Here is a 6,000-nt window from a genome sequence, read left to right as displayed (position 1 = left end):
TTTCACCCAGACAATAGGCCAGCATCAGCCGAAGTAACGACACCGCATCTGGAATTTGGCGCCGCCGCACGAAAGCCTTCGTCTGGCGCGCACTTATTTCAAGCTGCGCAGCCCCGCCGAGCTGCGCAACCACTCTCGTCCAGTCCTCGTTCAGAAGCGATTCGTCTGCCATCCCGCCTTGGAATCACGTGTGATTCCAACACTCAAGAATAAACTTAACGCCTATGCGGCCTTCCCTGCGCCCTCGGCACCTTTGAGGGCGATGACTCGCGCAAAGCTCGGGCACGATGTGCCGCGAGAAGGCGAAGCTGTGCGTGAGACCTGGACAGGAATGCGAGATGGATTCGACTCTCGTGCCCCGGACGCAGCGCAGCGCCCCTTCGGCGGTGCGCTGCAGAGCCGGGGTCCATCTCACCGCAGCTTACCCTGCGCAATTGGATCCCGGCTCTGCGCCGCAACGCTTGCGCGTTGCGGCTTGTCCGGGACACGAGGGTTGAGTGCCCTATGGCCTTCCATTCCGTCATTGCGAGCGCAGCGAAGCAATCCAGGATGTTTCCGCGGCCACAGTCTCGATTGCTTCGTCGCAAGAGCTCCTCGCAATGACGGCGGAGAGAACGACCACCCATTACGCCTATCACTCCGCTAGCGTCGCCTCCACGAATCCGCGCGGATCAGCGCAGAACTCCCGCATGACGCGGTAGTGATCAGTCTCCTCCACCGTCACGGGCTCGAGGCCATACTTTGTCAGCCGCAGCAACCGCGCATTGGGATACGCCATCAGCATCGGCGAATGGGTCGCCATGATGACCTGGCAATTGCGCGAAGAATCCATGCGATGCAGCAGCTTCAGAAACTCCATCTGGCGCGCCGGCGACAGCGCCGATTCCGGTTCGTCGAAGATGAAGATGCCCTGCCTCTGGCATCGCTCCTCGAAAAAGCGCAGAAAGCCCTCTCCGTGGGAGTACGACAGAAAATCGGGCGGCATGTCCGAGACTTCGTCGAGATATCTTGCAACGGAGAAGAAGGTCTCAGCTCGGAAGAACCAGCCGTTGGTGATCTTCGGCACCCAGCCGGCGCGAAGTGCGGTCGACAATTCCCCAGCCATGATCTCACGCGCATTGGAATGATCGACCGCGCGATAGCCCTTGCCGCCGCCGGCGTCGTCATAACCGGCAAGTGCTGCAATACCCTCCAGGATGGTCGATTTGCCAGTGCCGTTCTCGCCGACGATGATGGTGATCGCGGTGTCGAAGCTCAGGTCGAATTCTTCGCTGAAGATCGGGAGACAGTATGGATATACTTCCCAGTCCGGGACCAGCGCGCGGTCGAGCCAGACGCGCCGCAGATAGGGAGCAGGCAGCCTGATGTCACGCTGTCGCCCTCGCATAACAACCACCTCCCTGCCTTGACCAAGAACTACCGTCACAGGAACATATCAGGAACAATCATCTTGAGGAAGTGGTTTGCGGGCGAACGACAAGTCTACTCCAGCACCTCCAGCACCAGCTCCATCGTCATCAGCACGGGATTATCGCCGCGGATCAGACGGCCCTCGGCGATGCCGCCGGTGTAGTCGATCAGGGCAACATCGAGCGCAGCTTCCGCCGCGCCGGAAGTGCCGGGCGCGATCGTCCCCGCTGTTATCGCCAGCTCCGTCGCGAACGGCTCGGTCACGCCGCCATGGCTGAAGCGCGCCCCGATGGTCGAGCCGACCCCGCCATGGATCTTCGCGCGGGCAATGCCGTGCGCGCGGCAGAACTCTTCGAGGCAGAAAGCAAAGTCCTGATTGGGCCGCAACCGCAGCGCGAAGGCACGGCTCGTCGTGCGCGCGCCGGTGCTGGCAGCCGCCACCGGCCCGAACAGCTTGAAGTTGGTCTCGCCATCGGGCTCGGCCGTGAACATTGCACCATCGATCCCGAACGCCGCGACCTCAAACGGCTCGGCGACGATGGTCTCGTCCGGCAGCATGTGGCCGCCGCTCGTCTTGCCGTCCGCTTCGGTCCAGAGCCCATGGCAATGAAAGAACGGCGCGCCGTCGCGCGTGCCGAGCGTCATGCTGCCGAGCTTCGTGCGCGTAGCGCCAGCCGGCCGGAAGGTCTCGCTGTAGAACGCCGCGTTCTCGCCGGTCTTCGACAGCGCCGGCATGACATAGGCGAACGGCCCGAGCACACCGTGCCGAAAGTTCAGCACGCCGCCGGCAAAGCCCTCCGCGGCAAAGCCGCGCCGCGCAGCCTCCAGCAGCGGCACACCCGCCTGAAGCGTGAACGTGAAGGCACGCCCCCTCGCCTCCACCCATTGAATGCGTTCGGCGGCAGGCGCGCCCGGCTGCTTGATCCTCCGCATCGCGTCCGCTCAGCTTGCCCTGGTCTTGTCGAGGTCGAGCAACCCGCGCGCTTCGAGCTCATCGCGCACCATGCGCTTCGGCACCTTGCCGTAGCCGGATTTCGGCAGCGCCTCCCAGAAGAAGAACCGCTTCGGCATCTTGTAGCGCGGCACTTTTGGCGACAGGAACGCCGCCATCTCGGCTTCGCTCACCGGCTTCGCGCCCTCGCGCGCGACGCAGACGGCAACGCCGACCTCGCCCCAGGTCGCATCTGGCACGCCGAGCACGGCAACTTCGCCGATCGCGGGATGGGTCAAGATCTTCTCCTCGATCTCGCGCGGATAGATGTTGGAGCCGCCGGAGATGTACATGTCGGAGGCGCGCCCGGTGATGTAGACGAAGCCCTCCTCATCCATGTGGCCGAGATCGCCGGTGCGGAACCAGCCGTTGCGGAACGCCTTCGCGTTGGCTTCGGGATTGTCGTAATACCCGGCGAACACGGCTGGCCCGATCACGCAGATCTCGCCGCTCTGGTTGGCTTTGAGCTCGCGGCCCTCGTCGTCCTGGATCGAGACCTGCATGCCGGTACGCTCGAATCCGCAGGTGCCGATCTTCGCATGCGGGCGGTCCTCGGGATCGTGCAGCGCGGCCGGCAGCACGGTGATGTTGCCGGTGACCTCGCCAAGGCCAAAATACTGCACGATCACCTTGCCGAGCTTCTTCAGCGCGGCCTTCTGATCCTCGCGATACATCGGCGCGCCGGCATAGACGACCTGGCGCAGCGAGGAGTGATCGTATTTGTCAGCGGCGGGATGCTCGACCATCATCTTCAGGATGGTCGGCACCGTGAAGAGATTGCTGACGCGATGCGCCTCGATCAGACGGAACGCCTCGTTGATGTCGAATTTCTCTGTAGGCAGCAGCACGGTGCGCGCGCCGCGCGCGGTCTGCATCAGCTGATGCACGCCGGCGCCATGCGACAGCGGCGCCACCACCAGCGAGGCATCCTGCTCGGTCGTACCGGGCGTCAGATCGGCGAGATGATTGGTGACGACGAATCCCATCTGCCCGTGGGTCAGCACCGCCGCCTTGGAGCGGCCGGTGGTGCCGGAGGTGAAGAAGAACCAGCAGGGATCGTCGTGCTCGACGGCGACATTCTCCACGGCAGCTCCGGTATGCGAGGCGATGGCGTCAGCCACCGAGCGCTCAGCGAACGCGGCCTTGCCGTCGATGCTCCAGGTGAATTCCAGTGCGCCGCCCTTCACCGCCGCGGCGTGCTCGGGAAAATCGACATGGCACAGGAACGCCTTGGCGCCGGAGGCCTGCGCGAGATAGCTGACCTCGTCCGGCATCAGGCGGAAATTGGTGGGGACCCAGACCGCACCGAGCCGGAACGCGGCGAACATCGAAACGAACATCTCGTCGCCATTCTTGGAATGGACGAGGATGCGGTCGCCCTTCGCAATGCCGCGCGCAGCGAGCGCCGCGGCCAGCGCCGAGACCTGCGCATCGACCTCGCGCCAGGTCCAGGATTTGTCACCCCAGACGAAGCCAGGGCGCGCTCCATGCCGCCGCGCATTCTGGGTCAGCATATAGGCGAGATTCATGACGCGGCGGGACATGCGCAGGGGCTGCATCGGGCTTCCTCTTCGACGACGGGCGGCATGCGAGCCGCCCGCTCATTGCAGCCCATTTATCGCCAACGCCAGCGCCCCTGCAAGGCCTGCCGCGGACCAGCCCTACGGCTGCTTGAACGCAAACGGCGCGGCCGTGATGGCCTTCGTCTTCCAGCAGGCTTGCGGACCAAAGCCGCCGCAGAAGCTGCCATGCAGATCGAAGCGGACGGTGCGCGCGGCGCCGCGCTTCACCGGCGGGGCCATGATCTTGTAGCGCAGCACATAGCCGTCAAACACCTCGCGCACGCTGCCATCCGGCAGTGTCACCAGGATCTTCAGGACGCAGCCGCCGGTTCCGCAATAGGTCGTCTCGCGATCGCCGCATTTGGTGTCCTGGAAATCGACGATGTAGTCCTCGCGACCATCGCCGGTCAGATCGATCTTGCGCACGGTATTTGGCGCGAAGGTCACCTCGCCACCCTCCTGGCTATCGCATTCCTCATTGGCGTAGCGCACCGCCTTCTGCACGCCGGGTGGATAGTCAGCGGGATTGAACGGTTTTGCATCGTCGGCACGCGCGCCAGCCACGAGCAAGGTGAGCAAGAGGATCAGATATCGCATTGGCGTTGGTCGCAGCTACAATCGCAATCGTTCAGGGAATTTTAAACATGATCGGCGCAACCTCGCTCAGTTCTCGCGTACAGAGTGCCGCATCATGGTCAAAGCGCCCGCCCTCCTCCTGTTGTCGCTGGCGCTCGCCGGATGTGCCGTGGCGCCACAGACGCGTCTGGCTTCCGATCCCGCCTTCAAGCCTGCGCGCTATGCCTGGGATGGCGCCGGTGAGGATCCCAATCGGCCGCGCGCTGCCTCGCAGCCAACACGGGCCGCTGCCCGCTCCGAGCGCGGCAGATCGCAAGCCGGGCTTCAGCCCTATTCCAAGGAATGGTGGCAGGCGCAGGACAACACCGAGGCCGAGCAGGACACCAGGGTCAACCGCTCCCTGGTCATCTGCCAGGGTTGCCTCCGCCCGCAGCCTCAGGCCGAAGATTCCAGGCTGGCCAAAGCGACCGATTGAACCGAACGGCCTCAGATCGGAAACCGCCGACCGGACCGTGCGTTACGACTTCGTGCGCGAGGCGCGCAGCTGCAGGGCAACAATATGAGCGACGTCATCAACAATAAAGCCCATCACCGCTATGAGCTCGAGGTGGAGGGTCATCTTGCGACCGAGCACTACAAGCTCGATGGCAATGTCATCACGTTCGAGCATACGGACGTGCCGAAGGAACTTGGCGGCAAGGGCATCGGCTCGAAACTGGTGCAAGGCGCGCTCGACCAAGTCCGCGCCGACGGATTGAAGCTGATCCCGCAATGCCCGTTCGTGAAGGCGTGGATCGACAAGCATCCGGACTATGCGGATCTCGTGACACGATGAATGCGCAGGCCCACCGCCCGTGGCCGGCGGGCCTGCCGATATCTACGGCCTATTGTCCGTGCTTGAGCAAGTCCTGATCATTCATATCCCAGTCCTGCCACAGCTGGAGTATGCCGAGCAGCACCACCACCGCACCGAGGCTCGTATGATAGATGCGGAGAAAGCCCTCACCGGAATAGCCGATCGCGTATGGCGAGGCGATGAGCCACAGTCCGACCAGGATCGTCGTCACCTCTTGCCAGCGCTGCAAGGCGACATATTCGAGCTGGCTGAGGCCAAACACGACCAGACCGATCGCGACCGTGTTCAGGATTGCCGTCTGGTGTCCGGTGATCGCCTGATCCTGGATCGGAAACCACGGCGAAGCCACGATCACTGCGCCAAGCAGCATCCCGCACCAGTCTTCCCATGTTCGATGAGTACTCAAGAAACCAGAGTCCGACATCGTACCCTCCTACACAAGAGGCATACGTCTGCGGCTGGCGATCATGACACTCCGAATGTCTAGCGACCCTGCCGGCCGCATTCGGGCGTATGTCCTCTCATGGACGTGGGAACCGAAGTTCGGCTTGCAAGAGCGGTACCGAGGATTATTTGCAGTTGCCGCACCATGCTCGCAACGCGCG

At 63.4% G+C, this 6,000-nt stretch carries 7 protein-coding genes; 2 read left to right on the top strand and 5 right to left on the bottom strand.

Going from position 1 to position 6,000, the window contains the following annotated elements; all coding sequences use genetic code 11:
• Positions 1-634 precede the first annotated feature (634 nt).
• The 4 genes from YU9_RS0130790 to YU9_RS0130775 all read right to left on the bottom strand — a co-directional run bounded on the left by YU9_RS0130790 (position 635) and on the right by YU9_RS0130775 (position 4,560).
• Positions 635-1,387, bottom strand: coding sequence for an AAA family ATPase (locus tag YU9_RS0130790; RefSeq protein WP_027576249.1), 753 nt, complete (start codon positions 1,385-1,387; stop codon positions 635-637).
• Positions 1,388-1,482: 95 nt separating this feature from the next.
• Complete coding sequence (locus YU9_RS0130785) at positions 1,483-2,343, bottom strand: PCC domain-containing protein (RefSeq protein WP_027576248.1); 861 nt, start codon at positions 2,341-2,343, stop codon at positions 1,483-1,485.
• 9 nt (positions 2,344-2,352) lie between these two features.
• Positions 2,353-3,960, bottom strand: a complete 1,608-nt coding sequence (locus YU9_RS0130780) for an acyl-CoA synthetase (RefSeq protein WP_027576247.1) — start codon at positions 3,958-3,960, stop codon at positions 2,353-2,355.
• Between the two features lie 102 nt (positions 3,961-4,062).
• The gene (locus tag YU9_RS0130775) at positions 4,063-4,560 is read right to left on the bottom strand and encodes a hypothetical protein (protein WP_027576246.1); all 498 of its coding nucleotides are present in this window, start codon (positions 4,558-4,560) and stop codon (positions 4,063-4,065) included.
• A gap of 94 nt (positions 4,561-4,654) precedes the next feature.
• On the opposite strand from YU9_RS0130775, the gene YU9_RS0130770 reads away from it, so the two are divergent.
• Positions 4,655-5,014, top strand: a complete 360-nt coding sequence (locus YU9_RS0130770; RefSeq protein WP_027576245.1) for a hypothetical protein — start codon at positions 4,655-4,657, stop codon at positions 5,012-5,014.
• An 84-nt stretch (positions 5,015-5,098) separates the two neighbouring features.
• A complete protein-coding gene (locus YU9_RS0130765; RefSeq protein ID WP_027576244.1) occupies positions 5,099-5,374 on the top strand; it encodes a GNAT family N-acetyltransferase in 276 nt (91 codons plus the stop codon).
• Between the two features lie 49 nt (positions 5,375-5,423).
• Here the strand turns inward: YU9_RS0130765 and YU9_RS0130760 are convergent, their stop codons facing one another.
• Positions 5,424-5,819, bottom strand: a complete 396-nt coding sequence (locus tag YU9_RS0130760) for an SPW repeat protein (RefSeq protein WP_027576243.1) — start codon at positions 5,817-5,819, stop codon at positions 5,424-5,426.
• Positions 5,820-6,000: the final 181 nt, after the last annotated feature.

The organism is Bradyrhizobium sp. WSM1743 (assembly GCF_000473065.1).
Classification (GTDB): Bacteria; Pseudomonadota; Alphaproteobacteria; order Rhizobiales; family Xanthobacteraceae; genus Bradyrhizobium.
Note: the sequence above shows the minus strand (reverse complement) of the source record. Positions and strands in the feature narration are given on the sequence as shown.